We start from the raw sequence: 16268 nt of genomic DNA, 5'->3' as shown, positions 1-16268 counted from the left end.
CGATTTTCACTTTATGTCTTTTCTAAAATTCCCAGTTTGGGTCTGGCCTTTATTGTTTGGGTCCCACAGCTTTTCGGGAGGAGTTTCGCCTCGCATTTCACCGACAAGCTTCGCAACCTCTCGCATAATCTTGTCAGTAGCATCGCCCATTTCTTTTGCGGTCAGGGCGTCTTTTTTTGGCTTCTCGAAATAGATCGGCATGCCGATTTTCACTCGAACCGTATGAAAAGGGTTTGGTCGAAACTTCTTGGAGTAATTGCCAAGTACTTTTTCTACACCCCAGTGCGCAGCTGGCACGACGGGTAGGCCAAGCTCGAGTGCGAGCCTAATAGCGCCGCTTTTACCGCGCATTGGCCACAGATCCGGATCCCTGGTCAATGTGCCCTCCGGGAACACTATGACAACCTGTCCTGCTGCCAGGTACTCCTTGGCAACTCGAAGAGGCTCCTCGTTGGACTTACCGCCACGATAAACGGGGATCTGACCGACTTTTGGGAGAATTTTTCCAACAATGGGGATCCGAAATAGCGACTCTTTGGCTAGGTAATGCGGAACTCGCTTCATGTGTATGTAAACGGAGTAGGCAAAAGCGAATGGATCCAAGTAGCTGACATGGTTCCCGACCAAAATATATCCACCCTTAGGCAAGTTCTCCAAGCCTGTGGTTTTTATATTGAAAAACAATCGAAGCACGGGAGCCATGAGACCGGCTACCAATCTGAACAGCCAGTTTCTCTGGTCTTCAAACCTTTTCGATGCCGATGATGCCGTCATTTTTTTCAACCTTCAATCTGAAAGTCGGCCCCGAGATCTTGAAGCTTGTCGATAAAGCGCTCATAGCCCCTTGAAATCAATTGAACGTTTGAAACATTGGAGGTTCCTTCGGCAGCCAATGCGGCAACAACGTGAGAGAAGCCACCGCGTAAGTCTGGAACCCGAATGTCCGCGCCACGCAATGGAGTTGGACCGGAGATGACCGCAGAGTGGTTAAAGTTTCGCTGACCAAAACGGCACGGGTTACCCCCCAAGCACTCCCGATAAATCTGGATTTGGGCACCCATTTTGACAAGCGCCTCGGTGAATCCAAATCGGTTTTCATAAACCGTCTCGTGCACGATAGACAGACCTTGAGCCTGGGTGAGGGCTACCACCAGAGGCTGTTGCCAATCAGTCATGAATCCAGGATGAACATCGGTTTCAATCACTACTGGCTGCAGTTCTGAGCCGGGGTGATAAAAACGAATTCCCGCAGGTTCAATCTCAAACTCGCCACCTACTTTTCGGTAGGTGTTTAGAAAAGTCATCATTTCAATTTGCTTCGCACCGCCGACGAAGATATCACCCTTCGTGGCAAGCGCTGCGGCCGCCCAAGAAGCGGCTTCATTTCGGTCAAACAATGCTTTATGGGTATATCCCTTGAGCTGCTTTACGCCCTCGATCCGTATAACGCGATCGGTATCAACCGAAATGATTGCACCCATCTTTTGCAAAATCGCTATCAGGTCGATTATCTCGGGCTCGATAGCTGCGCCGCGAAGTTCTGTTAGGCCCTTTGCGGTTGTTGCCGAGAGAAGAACCTGCTCGGTGGCACCGACCGATGGATAAGGAAGGTTTATCTTTGCCGCTACTAGCCCGTCTGGAGCACTGAGTCGAGTGCCGGTAGGCAGCTTCTCAATTACAGCGCCGAACTGCCGAAGAACGTCAAAGTGAAAATCAACTGGTCGGTCGCCAATCTCGCAGCCGCCAAGGCCAGGGATGAAGGCCTCGCCAAGGCGATGAAGAAGTGGGCCACAAAACAGAATGGGAATTCTGGATGAGCCGGCGTGAGCATCAATGTCCACGATTCTTGCCTGCTCAACATTGGACGGGTCCAGTGTCATGTCACCAGTTTTAGGATCATGAGTGATTGTCACGCCATGAAGGTTTAGAAGTCTTTCAACAACGTCTACGTCGGAAATATGAGGAACGTCCAAAAGCGTCGAGGGAGTTTCGCCCAGCAGTGCTGCGACCATGGCCTTGGTCACCAGGTTCTTGGCGCCCTTTAGGTCGACTCTGCCTTTAAGTGGCTTGCCGCCCTCGATCCTAATCAGGCTCAATCAAACTCCCTTGGCTGGCAGAGTCTTGGGTTTCCAGGACTCTCTTTTGGCCTCGTAGGCCGCTATCGCATCTTCACTCTGGAGGGTTATTCCGATATCGTCAAGCCCCTCGGTCAGACGCCACTTAGTATATTCGTCGATCCCAAATCGAATCACGACATCGTTCACTCGAATTTCTTGGCTTGGGAGGTCTACGGTTATTTTGGCAGCGGGGTCTGCATCAATCTGCTCCCACAGGGTTTCCGTGTCGGCATCGGTTATGACTCCAGCGATTAAACCCTGCTTACCGGAGTTTCCAAGAAATATGTCCGCGAATTTGGAGCTAAAAACCGCCTTGAAGCCATAGTCCCTGAGCGCCCAAACTGCGTGCTCTCTTGAAGAGCCGGTTCCAAAGTCGGATCCCGCAACAAGGACTTCGGCACCTTGGAAACTCGGGTTATTTAGAACAAAATCAGGGTTCTGCCGCCAATTCGCAAACAGCCCGTCTTCGAATCCAGTCTTGGTTATTCGCTTCAAGAAAACCGCGGGGATTATTTGGTCAGTATCAACGTTGCTTATTTTTAGAGGCATGCCGGTGCCGGTGAACTGAGTAACTTTTTCCATTACTGCTCCAAGTCTGAAGGTGAAGAAAGTGTCCCTCTGATCGCAGTTGCCGCAGCCACCATTGGGGAAACCAGGTGGGTTCTTGCGCCTTTGCCCTGCCGGCCTTCAAAGTTTCGGTTCGAAGTGGAAGCTGCGCGCTCCCCCGGCGCAAGCTGATCCGGGTTCATGCCCAAACACATTGAGCAACCGGCAAATCGCCAATCTGCTCCAAAGTCAACAAAGACTTTGTCTAAGCCTTCTTCTTCAGCCTGAAGCCTCACCTTTTGAGAACCGGGGACCACCATCATGCGTATCCCTGGAGCCATCACCTGGCCGCGAATAATGTCTGCTGCTGCCCGAAGGTCTTCGATTCTTGCGTTCGTGCAGGAGCCCAAAAAGACAGTGTCAACCGCAATGTCTTTCATCTTGGTACCGGCCTTGAGGTCCATATAGGCCAGAGCCTTTATTGCGGCGGCCTTTTGACTCGGATCATTGAAGCTGTCCGGGTCTGGAATGCTGTCCATGAGTGAGACGCCCTGACCAGGATTCGTTCCCCAGGTTACAAAAGGATCCAAGGTGTCGGCATCAATAAAGACTTCGGCGTCGAAAACCGCATCGTGATCGGTTGTCAGTTCGCTCCAGTCCTTGAGTGCCTGATCCCAATCTGCACCTTGAGGAGCGTGTGGCTTATCTTTGAGATAGTCAAAAGTAATTTGATCCGGAGCGATGATTCCAGCCCTAGCGCCTGCCTCAATCGACATGTTGCAGATGGTCATGCGACCTTCCATAGACAATGCCCTAATCGCACTTCCGCGATACTCAAGAACGTAACCTTGGCCACCGCCAGTCGAGATCTTGGAAATGACGGCCAGAATAATGTCTTTAGCGCTAACGCCTTTACGAAGTGTGCCCTCGACGTTTATGGCCATGGTCTTAAATCGCTGCAACGGCAAAGTTTGGGTTGCCAAAACGTGCTCGACTTCGCTTGTTCCAATTCCCATAGCTAGTGCCCCAAAGGCGCCGTGAGTTGAAGTGTGCGAATCGCCGCAAACAACGGTAAGTCCCGGCATAGTTAGACCCAACTGCGGGCCAACAACGTGAACTATGCCTTGGTTTTTATCGCCGAGCGAGTGAATTCGAATGTCGAACTCTCGAGTGTTGTCCCTGAGAGCCTGAACCTGTGCCCTAGAGGTGGCATCCACAATTGGTAGGTGAATGTCCTGCGTCGGAGTGTTGTGATCCTCAGTGGCGATTGTCAGGTCTCTGCGCCTGACATCACGTCCGGCCAGGCGAAGGCCATCAAAAGCCTGCGGGCTGGTTACTTCATGAATCAGATGCAGATCAATATATAAAAGATCCGGAGCACCGTTTTCACCCTTCAAAACCAAGTGGTCTCGCCACAGTTTCTCTGCCAAAGTCAATGGCTTACTAGACACCTAAATCACCTCGCGATTGCGTAGATACTTACTTTATCGCAAAGGGCTAATCTTTGATGGTGCAGGACTTTACCGGACAGCAAATTATCGCCCTCCAGAAAAGAACCGTGAAGGTTCTTTCCCTTGGTCAAGCTCTGGGTGGCTTCGGTCTGGGAGCAACGCTGTCAGTTGGCGCTCTTCTAGCAGTGGAACTGTCTGGAACCACCGCATGGTCTGGCGCGGCTGCAACCCTGAGCACTCTGGGTTCCGCAGCGATAGCAATCCCTCTTGCAAACCTTGCTTTTAAGCGGGGTCGCCGGGTCTCCTTGGCCTTCGGCGCGTTTTTGGCCATCTTGGGCGCCGCGATGATGATTTTGGCCACCTACACACAATCTTTTCCAGTCGAAATTGTTGCACTGTTGTTTTTAGGTGCTGGTTCAGCAGTTTCGCTGCAGGCCCGCTTCGCGGCGGCAGACATCCCAACCGGCAAGCCAAAGGGAAGGGACTTATCACTGGTGGTCTGGGCCACTACCCTTGGCGCGGTGATTGGGCCTAACCTGATCGCACCTGGTGAAACACTTGGCCTTTGGCTCGGAATGCCGCATTTGGCAGGCCCCTTCTTGTTTACCATCGCCGCTCAATTGAGCTCAACTCTGGTTTTCTGGTTCGGGCTCCATCCGGACCCTCTGATTGTTGCTCGCGACATCGCTGGCTTAGACCCGAAGCAAAAAAACGCGAGCCTCAAAGACGCCTTGGAAGTTGTTCGAGAGTTCCCGCTTGCCGGATATGCTGTGCTGACAATTGCACTCAGCCACATGATTATGGTTTCAGTGATGTCGATGACCCCTGCCCACCTAAACGCCGAGGGCCGCTCGCTAGCGGACGTGGGCTTCACGATATCGCTGCACGTCGCCGGCATGTATTCTTTAGCGCCAGTTTTCGGCTGGCTAACTGACAAATTCGGCGCGATCAGAATTGTGATGACCGGGCAGTTTATTTCCTTGACCTCACTGGCCGTTTCGGGATTTTGGCAGTCAGAGTTTTACGCCGTAGTTTTGGGGCTCTTCTTGCTAGGTGTTGGCTGGTCGGCTTCCACGATTGCAGCTAGCGCGTTGCTAAGTGAAACTCTTGCCACCGGCCAGCGCAGCAAGGTCCAGGGGTTTAGCGACTCGCTGATGAATCTCTCGGGGGCCTTTGGTGGCGCAATATCGGGCATCATCTTGACTGTGTTTACCTTCGGGGGGCTAAATGCGGCTGCGCTCGTGCCCGCAGTGTTTATCGCTCTGGCAACCAGCTACTCGAAAAGATGGCGCTGACAAAAAAACTCGCTCCCAAGATTATTAATCATTGGAAGCGAGAATTTGTGACTCCAGCGGGATTCGAACCCGCGCTACTGCCGTGAGAGGGCAGCGTCCTGGGCCGCTAAACGATGGAGCCGTTCGCAACTTGAGAAGTCTGCCATAAATACCCCCTATTGGCAATCTATCTGCAGAGCAGCCGAAGAGCTCCTGGATGGACCTCCGTGGAGAATGGGGCCTTGCCAACAAGCTCTCCGTCACAGGTCACCGGGTAGTTATCATTGCTAATTTTTATTGACTTGGCCTTGAAGATTTCAACCTCTGGAAACCTCAGGTGTTTGCCCTTGTATACCGTGGGGAAAATACGAAGCAGTCTTGCTCTTGAAACCTTGTGCAGAATAAAAACTTCCAGCTGACCATCGGTGATGTCGGAGTTTGGTGAGATCATCATGCCGCCGCCAAAGTTTTTCACATTCGCCACCCCGCACAACATCGCCTCAATCACGCGCTTCTCGCCGTCAACATCTAGGTGGTATTCAATGGCCTTGAAAGACGGAAGTTCAAGCAACAATGCGGCGATGTAGCTATTGGACCCCTTGGGCCAGCGGAGCGAATTCGCCCGTGTGGCGCATAAGGCATCAAAGCCAGCTGAAATTGAGCCGATCGACCAAATTTCCTTCCCGGAAACGCTGACCTTCATCGCGTCGACTCTTTTTGGGGAGTCAAGCGAATCCAGGATGTTCTTGACCGCTGCCGGAATGTTAGTCAGGTTAATGTTCAGTTCACGAGCTTGATCGTTCCCGGACCCCGCCGGGACTATGCCCAGTGGTATTTGATTCGGAACCGCTATTCCAGCGCAGAGCTGAGTTGTTCCGTCCCCGCCGACTGCAACTAATGCCGATATTTCTTGAAGCCGAATCAATTCCTCAGCTTTTTTCTTCGCCTCTAGAGCCGTTGCGGCAGACAGATTGATTACGGCGATGCCCGCTTTTGCGAATGCCTCAAATACCTGCTCGCCGATAATCGCTGCTTTTCCGCGATTTGCCTTGGGGTTCACAATAATTCCGAGTGGCTTCATCGACACTTCCTAACTTTCAATTAGATAAACATAGACTGAAGCCGAGGAGTCGAGATGAAAATAACCAAGTTTGACCATGCACTTTTGTCGATAGAAATCGATTCGAAAATCGTCGTTATTGACCCGGGTAATTATTCAAGCGAGATTCCAGATTTCAAGAGTGTCGTCGCAATTTGTCTCACCCATATTCACGAAGACCATAGCTACTTGCCACACATTCAAAAAATCTTGCTCGAAAACCCAGACGCCCAAATTTTTGGCCCCGCTGAGGTCGCTCAAAAACTGGGCAAGCTTCCCGTGCAGGTTGTTTACCACGGCGATCACTTCGAGGTGTCGGGCTTTGAACTCGATTTTTCCGGCGACTTGCACGAGCAGATTCACCGTAGCATTCCCTTGATTCAAAACACCGGCGTCATGGTCAACAGAACCCTCTACTACCCGGGAGACAGCTATACAATTCCGGAAAATAAAGTCAAAGTTTTAGCCTGTCCGACAAGCGCCCCATGGATAAGAATTTCTGACGTTATGGACTTTATTACAGCAGTAAAGCCGGAAACGCTTTTTCCTACCCACAATGCGCTACTAAGCAACAACGGCCACGAGCTTTACAATCGGAGGATCAGCGAAGTCACAAAAGAAAATGGTGGGACCTTTGTTTTTCTCACGCCGAGTCAGAGCTTGGAGATCTAGGTTTAGGCCTGAAGCTAAACAGCCACGATTACTGCCGCGAGCAGCATAGCGACCGTCGGGCCAGACCACAGTTTCTTTTGCTTTAGGTTTTTAGCAGTATTTGCTATGAACGCTTGCACGGTGGCAATGCCGACCAGAACCCAATTCACCACTGCATTGCCGGCGGCCTCCAAGATGGGAGTGAACAATCCCAACTGTGCCAAGTAGTGGCCGACGATTGCGATAAAGGTCAAGAAAAACCCGAAGCTCAAAGTTCGACGTGACAAACGCAATTGGCCATTTGAATTTTCGCCGTGGACATAGGCAGCCAATGGTGCCCCAAGGGCGATTGCTAGATGGAATAAAGCTGCCGCTAGATAGGCAAAAACCAAAAAACTGGAGGAAACCGTATCAAGCATCTTTTCCTCCAGTAGTTACTGGCTGGGGTACCTGGACTCGAACCAAGAACAAATGAACCAGAATCATCCGTGTTGCCAATTACACCATACCCCAAGGGTCGGACCCAAGGCCCGAAGCCCTATCCTAGCGGGATTGGGCAAATGCCTCTAGTCGAGCAAGACTTTGCTCTTTCCCGAGAATCTCCATGCATTCAAAAAGTGGCGGGGTTACGCGCCTGCCGCTGATTGCCGTCCTAACGGGCCCAAAAGCATTTCGTGGCTTCTCACCCAGACCATCAACCAGAGCATCACTCAATGCCTGATGGATAGCGTCAGTAGTGAAATCTTCCAGGCGCTCGAGCGACGCTGTTGCCGCCGCTACTATTTCGACTGCATTTTCAGGCAGCTGCTTCAAAGCATCTTCATCAATTTTCAAATCGGCGACATCAATAAACAGAAATTCAATCATCGCCGGCACGTCGCCCAGCACAATTACTCGCTCTTTGGTCAGTGGAGCAGCAGCGCTCAAGATCTCAAGCTGCTTGGAAGTTGGCTCTCCTTGAATGACGCCGGCTGACTGCAAATACGGCAAGACACGGCCCATAAAATCTTCATCGGTCAAAAGCCTGATGTGGGCGGCATTAATGGCATCAGCTTTTTTTTGATCAAACCTGGCAGGATTCGGGTTTACATTTTCAATCTCGAAGTTTTCGCAAAGCTCGTCAAGGCTAAAGATGTCGCGATCCGCAGATATTGACCAGCCGAGCAGGGCCAGGTAGTTCAGCAGCCCCTCCGGTATGAACCCACGATCGCGATGCAAAAACAGGTTGCTCTCCGGGTTTCTCTTGGAGAGCTTCTTGTTGCCCTCCCCCATAACAAAAGGTAAATGACCAAAGCGCGGGATGAAAGTTGCGACGCCAGCCTCGACGAGTGCGTTATACAGGGCTATCTGCCTGGGAGTTGAGGACAGAAGATCCTCACCACGAAGAACGTGGGTGATACCCATCAAGGCATCGTCAACCGGGTTTACTAGCGTGTAAAGCGGGGCGCCACCTGGGCGAACCAAAACAAAATCAGGGAAAGACCCCGCAGGAAAAGTAATCTCACCGCGAACCAGGTCCACGAAAGTTATGTCTTGGTCCGGCACCCTCAACCGAAGCGCTGGCTTACGACCTTCACTTAGATAAGCCTGGCGATCTTCCTCTGATAAGTCTCGCTCCGAGTTGTCATAGCCAAGCTGAACCGCTCTGGAATTGGCGATGTTTCGCTGCTCAATTTCTTCCCCGGTCAAGAAGCTCTCGTAAAGGTGACCGGAAGACTTCAGTTTCTCGATTACCTCTTGATAAATCTCTCCGCGTTCGGACTGTCGATAAGGCTCGTTTGGTCCTCCGGTGTCAATTCCTTCGTCCCAGTCGATACCAAGCCACCGCAATCCCTCAACCAGCTGGCCATAGCTTTCCTCGGAATCTCGAGAAGCATCAGTGTCCTCGATGCGGAAAATGAATTTTCCACCCGTTCTTCTGGCATAAGCCCAATTAAATAATGCTGTTCGAATCAGTCCCACGTGCGGAGTTCCAGTGGGGCTCGGACAAAACCGAACTCGAATCTCTGAACCCGTGGCCGTGGTGGTAGGACCAGTTATAAGTGTCATTTTTTTGAACTACCTCTAAGAGACTGGGTTGTGCAGGGCACCGATGCCAGTGATTTCGCATTCGACTTGGTCACCAGCTTCAATTCGGGCAAGCCCGGCAGGCGAACCGGTAAGAATTACATCCCCCGGAAATAAAGTCAGGTTTCGGCTGACATAGGAAACAATTTCATAGACATCGGTGATCATGTCGGAGCTCTTGGAGCGCTGCCTGGAGCGCCCATTGATTCGAGATTCCAGCTTCAACGAAGTAGTGTCCAGCTCAGTCTCAATCCAAGGACCCAGAGGACAAAACGTATCAAAACCCTTGCTCCTTGCCCATTGAGTGTCGGAGAATTGCAAGTCTCTTGCGGTGACATCGTTCCCGACGGTAAAGCCAAAGATGTAATTTTTCGCCTCGTCGTAACTTACTTCCTTTGCCTGCTTGCCGATAACAATTGCCAGCTCAACCTCAAGCTCAACCTGATCAGACTGTCTTGGCAACACGATTGAATCCTCGGGCCCGATGACTGCGCTGATTGGCTTAAAAAAGATAAGGGGCTCATCCGGAACATCGATCGAGATCTCTGCGGCGTGCGCTCGATAATTCATCCCGATGCAAACGATTTTGCCAGGTGCAACCGGGGCAAGTAGCTTCACCGACGATAGCGGAGCCGACTCTTTTCCAAGTTCTGCTCCCGAAATTGGGTCGCCAAGATAAAAAAGAACCTGGCCCTCGGATATCATTCCGTGGCGGGTCTCACCGTTGTGTAACGCTCTAACAATTTGCACCTGCTTAGTCTGCCAGCTTATGCATCCAGTTGTGACGATCTTTTACGGTTCCGTACTGAATCCCGGTCAACTCTTCGCGCATCGCGACGGTCAAGGCGCCGGGCTCGTTGTTGCCGATAGAAATTTCTTCCTCTCGTGACTTGAATAAGCCAACCGGAGTAACCACCGCCGCAGTGCCACAGGCAAATACCTCGGTAATGTCCCCGGACTGTATGCTTTGGCGGACTTCCTCAAGGGTGATCTTGCGCTCTTGAACCGCGTGTCCCGAGTCTTTCAAGAGAATGACGATCGAGTCCCTGGTGATCCCGTGGAGAATTGTTCCATCCAAGGACGGCGTGACCACTGAGCCGTCTTTGTAGACAAAAAACAGGTTCATTCCGCCAAGTTCTTCAACATAGCTAGAGGTTTCTGCATCCAAATACATAACTTGTGAGCAGCCCTGGGCGTAACCCTCCTGCTGAGCCAAGACACCGGCTGCGTAGTTTCCGCCAGTCTTTGCCTCACCGGTTCCATGTTTTCCAGCCCTTGCACTATCAAGTGCAATCCAGATTGACACCGGCTTCACTCCGCCGGGGAAGTAGGGACCAACCGGACTAGCGATAACGCGATATTCAACTCGCTCGGCCGCTCTGACTCCAAGGAAGTTTTCGGCAGCAATTTCAAACGGACGCAGGTACAGAGTTTTTTCACCGGTTGGTTCCGGAACCCAAGCCCCATCAACTGCAATCAGCTGCCTTAGCGACTCTACAAAAAGCTCGGCTGGAAGTTCCGGCAAGGCCATGCGCTTTGCCGAACGCTGCAAGCGAAGTGCATTTTTATCCGGGCGGAAAGTCCAGATGGACCCGTCCTGATGCCGATATGCCTTGATGCCCTCAAAGACTTCTTGTCCATAGTGCAGCACCGCGGAAGATGGATCCATCAAAATTGGCCCGTACGGCAAAACCTCTGGGGAATGCCATCCCTCGGTCTTCTCCCAGACGATAACCACCTGGTGGTCTGAGAAGTGCGTTCCGAATGTCGGATTGGCAATGATTGCCTCGCGCTCGGAATCAGGCGTTGGGCTTTGGTTCTTGGTTACTTTGAAATCCATGACTGGCCTTTTCTAAATTCGGGCGATTATTGCTTTGGCTACCTGATCAGTGGAGCGCGGTTCGACACCGCGTTCCAGTAAATCAGCACCTACGGCTTGTTCTATTTTTTCGGCTGCCTCGTTGTAACCGAGATTATGAGCCAATAACGCCGCGGAGAGGATGGCCGCAGTGGGATCCGCCAGATTTTTTCCAGCGATGTCTGGTGCCGAACCATGAACCGGTTCGAACATGGACGGAAATAAACCCGTCGGATTCAAATTGGCCGACGCGGCCAGTCCGATACCTCCGCAAATTGCCGCCGCAAGATCAGTGATGATGTCGCCAAACAGGTTGTCTGTGACAATCACATCAAAGCGCTTCGGGTCGGTAACCATGTAAATAGTCGCAGCGTCAATGTGCATGTAGTCATGAGTCACTGCTGGATACTTAGCCGACACTTCTTCGACCATCCGCAACCAAATCTTGCCCGAGTGAACCAACACATTCGTCTTGTGAACGAGTGTCAATTTCTTGGCCTCGCGATTAGAAGCAAGTTCAAAGGCATACTGCACAGCTCTTCGAATGCCAAAGGCGGTATTTACTGAAACCTCATTGGCGACTTCGTGCTCGGTGCCTTCGCGGACAGTCCCGCCGTTTCCAACGTATGGGCCTTCGGTGCCCTCCCGCACAACAACGAAATCCAAATCTTTGGCTTTCGTCAATGGAGATATCACCCCAGGAAACAACTTCGAGGGACGCAAATTTATGTGATGGTCAAAGCTGAAACGAAGCTTCAGCAAGAGCCCTCGCTCCAAAACGCCAGATGGCACGCGCGGGTCTCCGATTGCTCCAAGCAAGATAGCGTCGTGGCCGCTCAAATCTTTCAGATCTTTATCCGTTAGCGCTTCGCCTGTCTCAAGATATTTATCTGATCCAAGGTCATAATCGGTGACTTGTAGCTCAACTGATCCAAGTGCCTTCTTGAGCGCGCTCAGAGCGACGCTGGTGACCTCGGGTCCAATGCCATCGCCGGCAATAACGGCAAGGTTTATCTTGTTCAATTGCTGCCTCACGAGTTGGTTAGAACAACCTTATTAGCTTTTAGCCGAAGAGTTGCACGAATAGCGTTGCTTGCCAGTCTCAGGCATCGATTTTTACTCTGGGCATTCTCTCCCGCACCTTTTCACCGAAGCCGTGTTTGTCCGCCCACTCGGTCGGCTGCAATCGGGAAGCCCACCATCACCAGCCCGAACTGATCAATTAGTCGTCACTTCCAAGTCAAGCTGCTTGGAAGCGTTAGATACCGAACCGCCGTTTATGAGTTGGCCGGTGAACCCCGCATCCCTCATGAGGTCGATGGCTTGTCCAGCGCGATTGCCACTTCTGCAATAGACGTAGTAGTCCCTTGAGGGATCGAGCATCGAGAGTTGATCGGCAAAATCTACATCCGCAATGCCCATGCGAATGGCGCCCTCGAGGTGGCCGGAGTTCCACTCATCTAAAGTCCTGACATCAATGATCTGGGCGTAACTCGACGCATCAAGTTTTTCGGCCGAGCAAGCTGTAAGGGCGGTGAGGGCAAACGCTGCGACCAAACCCGCTACTAAGAGTTTCAGAAGCTTCAATTTAGGTCCTTTCAAGATACCCCCTAGGGTATGTGTTAGGCTAAGCGCAGTCAAGTGGACAGGAGCAGCATTTGGAGATTCCAAAAGAGGACCTCAATGCGGTAAAAAATAGGCTTTCTAGAGCACATGGGCAACTCGGAGGCATAATACGCATGGTCGAAGAAGGACGCGAGTGCACCGATGTGCTGACTCAGCTGGCGGCGGCTCAGGCGGCTATCTCGAGGGCGGCTTTTACACTCATCGCTTCAGGTTTCGCAAACTGCGCTCAAGACGACTCCGGCAAAATCGATCGCGCAAAATTAGAGAAAGCATTTCTGTCGCTGAGCTAGTGACGGAAATTTTAGGAAAGGGACAAATAATGGCAAACGAAGTATCCATCAACGAACTAGAGCAAGCTATCAAAGACGGAGCATTCGTTCTTGATGTGAGAGAAGGTTGGGAGTTTGAAAATGGCCACGTGCCGACTGCCCACCACATACCCCTCGGTGAAGTGCCGGATCAATTGGCTGAATTACCTAAGGACGCCCAAGTCTGGGTCATTTGCCAGGCCGGAGGTCGATCAATGACCGCCGCCAATTACCTCGAGTCCCAAAAATTTAGTGCAGTTTCAGTAGCCGGAGGCACCGGTAGCTGGGTTGAAGCCGGGAAGCACGTCTCCACGGAGCCAAGCACCTAATAGGACGCTTCGATTTTCGTCAAGAACCGCGAGGCGCTCCAGTAGTCGGAGCTTGAGGAACTTGACTCTGACCAGAAGGGCCTAGTAGGCCTCTGTCATGGCTATCGACTGCATCAAGTCGGCATCGATTTCGATTCGGAGCTTTTCTAGAATTTCTGCATTGACCGGAGAGTCAACGGTTACGACCGATAGCGCCTTGCCGCCCTCCTGCTGGCGCGCAATCGTCATGGCCGCAATGTTTATGCCGGCTTCGGCAAACGCTTTTCCATATACGGCAACTATTCCGGGTCGGTCTTGGTAGACCATAACCACGAAGTTATCCGCCATCGCGAGTTCCACATCGTAGCCATTTATTGAAACGAGCTTTTGCTGGTGCTTTGGCCCAATCACAGTTCCACCGGCCGAAACCGTAGTTCCATCTGAGAGAACTGCCTTCATGGTCGTTACGTTTCGGTATTCATCCGAAACTGAGTCCTGAGTAAGTCGAACCTCCACTCCGCGCTGATCAGCCATCAGCGGTGCGTTGACGTAAGAGACCTGCTCGGTGACCATGGTCTGGAACAGGCCCTTTAGGGCAGCTAGCTTCAAAACAGTCACATCGTGCGCTGCTATCTCGCCTCTGGCCTCGAACTCTACGGAAACTATGGAGGTGTGTGCAAGACCCGCAATAATCATCCCAAGCTTCTCGGCAAGCCCAATGCCAGGCTTCACAGAGGCATCAATCTCTCCACCTGCCACATTTACTGCGTCCGGAACGAGATCACCAGCAAGAGCAAGCCGCACCGAGCGCGCAACGGAGATGCCCGCTTTTTCCTGAGCTTCGTCGGTGGATGCCCCGAGGTGCGGTGTGACAAGAATGTTGTCGAGAGTTAGAAGTGGAGAACCAATAGGGGGCTCATTGACGAACACGTCGAGTCCGGCTCCAGCAATTCGATTGGACTTGAGCGCCTCGTACAAGGCCGTCTCATCGATTATGCCGCCGCGCGAGCAATTCACAATACGCAAGGTTGGCTTAGCCATTGCAAACTCATTCGTGGAAATCATGCCGGTCGTTTCGGCGGTTTTTGGAATATGAATAGTTATGTAGTCGGCACGCTTCATCAGGGTTTCGATGTCGCACAGCTCAACACCGATTTGCTCGGCTCGTCCCTGGGTCACGTAAGGGTCATAACCAATCAAAGTCACGCCAAAACCCGATAGTCGCTGCGCAACCAAGGTCCCGATTCGACCGAGACCGATAATGCCGATGGTCTTCTCATAAAGCTCGACGCCGGTGTACTGGCTCCGCTTCCAGAGTCCTTGCTTCAATGAAGCATTTCCGTCCGGGATGTGCCTAGAAAGAGCCAGGATTTGGCCAATGGCAAGCTCGGCCGCAGAAATAATGTTTGAGGTCGGAGCATTTACAACCATGACTCCAGCCTTTGTCGCCGCTTTTATATCTACGTTGTCAAGACCGACTCCGGCACGCGCAATTACCTTCAACTTGGGAGCCGCCGCCATGGCCTCCGCATCCATTTTTGTCGCCGATCGAATCAGCACTGCGTTGGCTTCTGCAAGGGCCGGTAATAGCGCGGAGCGATCAGCACCATCGACATTACGAACTTCAAAATCCGGGCCCAACGCTTCAAGGGTGGCGGGGGAAAGCTCTTCAGCGATGAGAACAATTGGCTTTGGCAATGGCTGACCTAACGGTTGGGTCGACAGCGACGGGATTTTTTTACAAGTCTAACAAGTAATCTTTATTGGCTCTAACCCTCTCACGTTGGCGAATCGCAGCACGCAAACATAGCTCTTGAGCAGGTAATTTAGTCCTTTTTCTTGGCGCTCTAATTGCGGTCCGATTTTTTTACGAGGAAGCTAGTACATGCAAAAACCCCCTCGAATTACTCGAGGGGGTTTGGCAATAGATCTAACGTGCGACGTTACCGTCTTGGTAATCGTCGTCGTTCTTAATCCAGCTGAATAGCTTGCGTAGTTCGCGGCCAGTAGCCTCGATTGGGTGAGCCTCGCCTTTGGCGCGAAGTTCTGCGAACTCTGGTGCGCCAGCATCTTGGTCGTCAATGTAGCGCTTGGCAAATGCTCCGTTTTGAATGTCGGTCAGCACTGCCTTCATGTTGTCCTTGACCGATGGGTCTATAACCCTTGGGCCAGAAACGTAGTCGCCGTATTCGGCGGTGTCAGAAACGCTCCAACGCTGCTTAGCAATGCCGCCCTCGTACATGAGGTCAACAATTAGCTTCAGCTCGTGAAGAACTTCGAAGTAAGCAATCTCAGGCTGATATCCGGCCTCAACCAAAGTCTCGAAGCCGTACATCACAAGCTGCGATGCGCCACCGCAAAGAACTGCTTGCTCGCCAAATAGATCGGTTTCGGTCTCTTCGGTAAAGGTGGTCTTGATAGTGCCGGCACGAGTACCGCCGATGGCAGCAGAATAGGAAAGACCAAGAGCCATTGCATTTCCGGTCGCATCCTGCTCAACTGCGATCAGGTTTGGAACACCCTTTCCGGCAACATACTCGCGACGTACCAAGTGGCCTGGGCCCTTTGGTGCAACAAGAAATACGTCGATGTCTGCTGGTGGCTGGATCTGACCGTAGCGAATTGCGAAGCCATGACCAAACACCAAAGCATCTCCTGCTTCTAGGTTCGGCTCAATGTCAGTCTTGAAAAGATCGCGCTGCTTTGGGTCCGGAGCGAGCACAACGATGACGTTTGCCCACTTGACCGCTTCGCCCGGCGTGAGAACCGTTAGGCCCTGGTCGGTAGCCTTGGAGATCGACTTGGAGCCCTCCAAAAGTCCAACTACGACGTCAACGCCGGAGTCCTTCAGGTTCAGCGCGTGGGCGTGGCCTTGAGAGCCGAAGCCCAGAACAGCTACCTTGCGGCCCTGAATAATGCTGATGTCTGCGTCTTTGTCATAGAAAATCTCTGCCAATTTATTT

At 52.0% G+C, this 16268-nt stretch carries 17 protein-coding genes and 2 tRNA genes; 4 read left to right on the top strand and 15 right to left on the bottom strand.

The window, feature by feature from the left end:
* Positions 1 to 6 precede the first annotated feature (6 nt).
* The 4 genes from ABXT50_RS01700 to leuC are packed head-to-tail and all read right to left on the bottom strand — an operon-like array spanning position 7 to position 4114.
* On the bottom strand, positions 7 to 774 hold the full coding sequence (locus ABXT50_RS01700) for a lysophospholipid acyltransferase family protein (protein ID WP_415274453.1): 768 nt from the start codon (positions 772 to 774) through the stop codon (positions 7 to 9).
* Positions 775 to 779: 5 nt separating this feature from the next.
* Entirely contained in the window at positions 780 to 2096 is a 1317-nt protein-coding gene (gene murA / locus ABXT50_RS01695) for a UDP-N-acetylglucosamine 1-carboxyvinyltransferase (RefSeq protein ID WP_415274452.1), read from the bottom strand.
* Positions 2097 to 2699 (bottom strand): 3-isopropylmalate dehydratase small subunit, encoded by a 603-nt coding sequence (gene leuD / locus ABXT50_RS01690; protein WP_415274451.1) that lies wholly within the window; start codon positions 2697 to 2699, stop codon positions 2097 to 2099.
* Complete coding sequence (gene leuC / locus ABXT50_RS01685) at positions 2699 to 4114, bottom strand: 3-isopropylmalate dehydratase large subunit (RefSeq protein ID WP_415274450.1); 1416 nt, start codon at positions 4112 to 4114, stop codon at positions 2699 to 2701. The genes leuD and leuC overlap by 1 nt, the downstream gene beginning before the upstream one ends.
* 56 nt (positions 4115 to 4170) lie before the next feature.
* On the opposite strand from leuC, the gene ABXT50_RS01680 reads away from it, so the two are divergent.
* Entirely contained in the window at positions 4171 to 5409 is a 1239-nt protein-coding gene (locus ABXT50_RS01680) for an MFS transporter (RefSeq protein WP_415274449.1), read from the top strand.
* 48 nt (positions 5410 to 5457) lie between these two features.
* Here ABXT50_RS01680 and ABXT50_RS01675 read toward each other — a convergent pair.
* Together ABXT50_RS01675 and ABXT50_RS01670 are read right to left on the bottom strand one after the other, a co-directional pair.
* Positions 5458 to 5530: transfer RNA gene (locus tag ABXT50_RS01675), tRNA-Glu, on the bottom strand.
* 45 nt (positions 5531 to 5575) lie between these two features.
* The gene (locus tag ABXT50_RS01670) at positions 5576 to 6469 is read right to left on the bottom strand and encodes a diacylglycerol/lipid kinase family protein (protein WP_415274448.1); all 894 of its coding nucleotides are present in this window, start codon (positions 6467 to 6469) and stop codon (positions 5576 to 5578) included.
* 54 nt (positions 6470 to 6523) lie between these two features.
* Here ABXT50_RS01670 and ABXT50_RS01665 point away from each other — a divergent pair, with 54 nt between their 5' ends.
* Positions 6524 to 7159: an MBL fold metallo-hydrolase gene (locus ABXT50_RS01665; RefSeq protein WP_415274447.1), complete on the top strand. Its 636-nt coding sequence runs from the start codon at positions 6524 to 6526 to the stop codon at positions 7157 to 7159.
* A 14-nt stretch (positions 7160 to 7173) separates the two neighbouring features.
* Here the strand turns inward: ABXT50_RS01665 and ABXT50_RS01660 are convergent, their stop codons facing one another.
* The 7 genes from ABXT50_RS01660 to ABXT50_RS01630 all read right to left on the bottom strand — a co-directional run bounded on the left by ABXT50_RS01660 (position 7174) and on the right by ABXT50_RS01630 (position 12650).
* Positions 7174 to 7557: a hypothetical protein gene (locus ABXT50_RS01660; RefSeq protein WP_415274446.1), complete on the bottom strand. Its 384-nt coding sequence runs from the start codon at positions 7555 to 7557 to the stop codon at positions 7174 to 7176.
* A 19-nt stretch (positions 7558 to 7576) separates the two neighbouring features.
* Positions 7577 to 7651, bottom strand: a tRNA-Gln gene (locus ABXT50_RS01655).
* 30 nt (positions 7652 to 7681) lie between these two features.
* Positions 7682 to 9187: a glutamate--tRNA ligase gene (gene gltX, locus ABXT50_RS01650; RefSeq protein WP_415274445.1), complete on the bottom strand. Its 1506-nt coding sequence runs from the start codon at positions 9185 to 9187 to the stop codon at positions 7682 to 7684.
* Positions 9188 to 9202: 15 nt separating this feature from the next.
* Entirely contained in the window at positions 9203 to 9955 is a 753-nt protein-coding gene (locus tag ABXT50_RS01645; RefSeq protein WP_415274444.1) for a fumarylacetoacetate hydrolase family protein, read from the bottom strand.
* 4 nt (positions 9956 to 9959) lie between these two features.
* Positions 9960 to 11045: a branched-chain amino acid aminotransferase gene (locus ABXT50_RS01640; protein WP_415274443.1), complete on the bottom strand. Its 1086-nt coding sequence runs from the start codon at positions 11043 to 11045 to the stop codon at positions 9960 to 9962.
* Positions 11046 to 11057: 12 nt separating this feature from the next.
* The gene (locus tag ABXT50_RS01635) at positions 11058 to 12086 is read right to left on the bottom strand and encodes a 3-isopropylmalate dehydrogenase (RefSeq protein ID WP_415274442.1); all 1029 of its coding nucleotides are present in this window, start codon (positions 12084 to 12086) and stop codon (positions 11058 to 11060) included.
* Positions 12087 to 12281: 195 nt separating this feature from the next.
* A complete protein-coding gene (locus ABXT50_RS01630; protein WP_415274441.1) occupies positions 12282 to 12650 on the bottom strand; it encodes a rhodanese-like domain-containing protein in 369 nt (122 codons plus the stop codon).
* 152 nt (positions 12651 to 12802) lie between these two features.
* Here ABXT50_RS01630 and ABXT50_RS01625 point away from each other — a divergent pair, with 152 nt between their 5' ends.
* Complete coding sequence (locus tag ABXT50_RS01625; protein ID WP_415274440.1) at positions 12803 to 12979, top strand: metal-sensing transcriptional repressor; 177 nt, start codon at positions 12803 to 12805, stop codon at positions 12977 to 12979.
* Positions 12980 to 13008: 29 nt separating this feature from the next.
* Positions 13009 to 13326, top strand: a complete 318-nt coding sequence (locus tag ABXT50_RS01620; RefSeq protein ID WP_415274439.1) for a rhodanese-like domain-containing protein — start codon at positions 13009 to 13011, stop codon at positions 13324 to 13326.
* Between the two features lie 81 nt (positions 13327 to 13407).
* On the opposite strand, the gene serA is transcribed toward ABXT50_RS01620, so the two are convergent.
* The gene (gene serA, locus ABXT50_RS01615) at positions 13408 to 15003 is read right to left on the bottom strand and encodes a phosphoglycerate dehydrogenase (RefSeq protein ID WP_415274438.1); all 1596 of its coding nucleotides are present in this window, start codon (positions 15001 to 15003) and stop codon (positions 13408 to 13410) included.
* Between the two features lie 232 nt (positions 15004 to 15235).
* A complete protein-coding gene (gene ilvC / locus ABXT50_RS01610; protein WP_415274437.1) occupies positions 15236 to 16261 on the bottom strand; it encodes a ketol-acid reductoisomerase in 1026 nt (341 codons plus the stop codon).
* Positions 16262 to 16268 lie beyond the last annotated feature (7 nt).

This window comes from Aquiluna sp. Uisw_065, from assembly GCF_047731275.1.
Lineage (GTDB): Bacteria > Actinomycetota > Actinomycetes > Actinomycetales > Microbacteriaceae > Aquiluna.
This window is presented reverse-complemented; position numbering and strand designations above follow the sequence as displayed.